The following is a 2597-nucleotide window of genomic DNA, read 5'->3' as shown; positions in this document are numbered from 1 at the left end:
AAGCTTGTGACGCGATCCAGTTTGTCACTTGTGCTCGTCTGTGTAGCGACTTTGGCATCGTTGATGTACAGCTCGTGACGATCGGTTAGGATGTTACCACCCGAACCGAAAATGCTTTTGACTTGCATCGTGCCACTGGCAAGTGTATTCGTGCTAGCTGCCTTCAACGTCGCGCTGGTCTGTTGTCCACGCTCGTCGTAGGTGTAGGTGGCACTTGTTCCATTGCGATCGACGGCTTGCTCCGTGAGACCGCGCGCATTGTAGTTCATTTGCGTGTGATTATTGGTGCTGTCGGCTTTGTCGGTCAGTAAACTTTTTTCATTGTAATTCTTCGTATATAGCGTTTCGCTCTTACCGCTTGCGTTGCTGATGACGCTAGATAATCCACCGCCTCCGTCATACGTATACGAGGTCGTGACCCCTTTACCATTCTGATTACCGTTCGGATCGGTGTAGGTGAACACATCCCCTGCCAGATCATACGTGTAGCTTTGCTGAATCGGTTGGCTGTGATTCATTGCACCATCTTTGTACGCCACGACTTTGATTTTATGTCCATAACGATGTCAATAAGATAAAGTGACCCCTATCGTTTAGATAAGGATCACTTTATTTACTCTTGTTATTTAATGTTATAGACAAACACATACTGCATAGGTTTTTACATGCCATCTGGTTGAAGCTAAGCCATTTGATGTACAATAAACATTCCAGAACATCACAACCACATTTTCAACATTGGGTTATTTTATGATAGCAATTCATTTTCTAATTTATACGTATATTTGTCTGGATTCATTGCATATTCACTAAATGCAATACAATCCTCTGTCTCAAATTCCATCGTCGCTTGGCCTGTTGCATACAAAATCAATTCTTGTTGTCCTCTAGGCCATTCTAAAGTTCCTCCTAAAACATATTCTGCTCCACGATATTCATTTGCAGTGGAAGGCCAATTACGATGTAAACATACTGATTTTTTTCGATGATCCTGTAGAAATTCGTTTTTGTCCGGATGATATAAATAGACGGATAAATTGCCAGACTGAACTCCTGTAATGGTAAGGTTTGTTTTTCCTATAATAAAAATGCCTTCTTTCATCATTGCAGGTGCCAATTCTGGAATGACGAATGGTTTTGTCTTGAAAAGTAGATATTCTTCTTGAATAATATGACAGCCATATATCTCCATATTCACAGTATGGGGTAAGTGAAAATTAGCATAGAATGCTGTATACGCTATTTCCGTAGAAATTCTTTGGTTAAACAAAGAACCAGTTACATCCAATGTTACTTTCATTTTTAAAATCAGCCTCCTAGCTTTTCTAATGTTATTTGTTTCATTGCTTCTGGCTTAATAGATTTTCCATTTGATTGAAAATTATTATATTTATAAGCTCCTTGTGCTTCACCCCGATATAATATTTTATAACCTAAAGTTTGTAGCTGCTCTACAGTCGCATCATAGTATTCTTTAAAAAAGGCGTTAGAATATGTTCCTGTAAGTGTGAATGTACCACCAGGTTTTAGTGCATCTGTAGTAAACGAATTTACAGGTGCATAGCCGTAGGGATTTCTGGCAATCATTGCGTCTACTGATTGACTGGCATAAGGTAATGCTTTGGTGACATCTGCAACAAGATCAACACCTTTACCCGATTTGATATCAATGTTTACAACGCCTTCTATAGGAGAGCTTCCCGAACCTAAATTTAGAATCTTCATCGTTGTTTTTTCAGCAAATACAGCTTTTAATATCCCGCTTGCATATTTAAGTCCATATCCCAAAGACTTTAGTGTTACATTCGCTGTCGATCCTGCTGGTCCAAAGGCGTTTAAATTATCTATTGAAGTATTGACGTAATCTCCAATAGTCTCAAAAAGTTGATCTGCTCTTGCAATTTGCAATTGTCTATTGAATTCAGCTTTGGCATGACACGCTTCATCACTTTGAGAACAAACCATCTGTCCCATATTCCCAGTAGGATCGATCATATTAACAGGCTTATTTTCAACATACGTATATAGATTGGAACTTAACGGATTAGAAATCTTTCCTTCAACCGTATCTTCGTTGATAAACCGCCCCATACTAGGATCATAGTAACGCGCCTTTAGATAATACAATCCGGTTTCCGCATCATACGTCTCGCCCGCATACTTAAACTCGTTTGCAACGGTTTCTTTCTGCTGCGTCAGATTCCCCCACTCATCATACTGGTAACTATTCACCAGACTACCATCCGTCCCCACCATCTGCACGACATCGCCGTGTCCATTGTAGAGGTAATAGTAATCTTTCTGGTTCGTCAGGTCCTTTTTCACCAGTACGCGGTCACCACGAATATAGCTGGAGATGGTTCCATTGCTCGTTTGGTCACCAATCACCTGATCGGCTCCATTATAGCTATATTGCGTCACCTGACTGCCGTTTGTTTTCTTCCAACGTAGACCATCCGGCAAGTAATTCAGTGCCGTCTTGACACTATCTTTCGTTACCGAGATCAATGTATTTTGCAAATCATAGCGATAATTCGCTGCTTTCTCATCAGGCAGGTCACGTGTATCTTTTTGCGTCAGGCGATTGCCGCGCAGGT

General features: G+C 40.7%; 2 protein-coding genes and 1 pseudogene. All 3 read right to left on the bottom strand.

The window, feature by feature from the left end; genetic code table 11:
• Window positions 1-518, bottom strand: a pseudogene (locus tag AAHF22_RS23665) (RHS repeat domain-containing protein); the annotation flags it as partial.
• A gap of 230 nt (window positions 519-748) precedes the next feature.
• The gene (locus AAHF22_RS23660) at window positions 749-1300 is read right to left on the bottom strand and encodes a hypothetical protein (RefSeq protein WP_347327456.1); all 552 of its coding nucleotides are present in this window, start codon (window positions 1298-1300) and stop codon (window positions 749-751) included.
• An 8-nt stretch (window positions 1301-1308) separates the two neighbouring features.
• Window positions 1309-2597, bottom strand: a 1289-nt coding sequence (locus AAHF22_RS23655; protein ID WP_347327455.1) for an RHS repeat-associated core domain-containing protein, incomplete at its 5' end; no start/stop codon positions are given.

The organism is Paenibacillus wenxiniae (assembly GCF_039822605.1).
In the GTDB taxonomy this organism is placed as follows: Bacteria; Bacillota; Bacilli; order Paenibacillales; family Paenibacillaceae; genus Saccharibacillus; species Saccharibacillus wenxiniae.
Note: the sequence above shows the minus strand (reverse complement) of the source record. Positions and strands in the feature narration are given on the sequence as shown.

Coding starts and splice junctions, on each gene's coding strand:
- AAHF22_RS23660 (WP_347327456.1), bottom strand. CDS start 1,300: ATGAAAGTAACATTGGATGTAACTGGTTCTTTGTTTAACCAAAGAATT.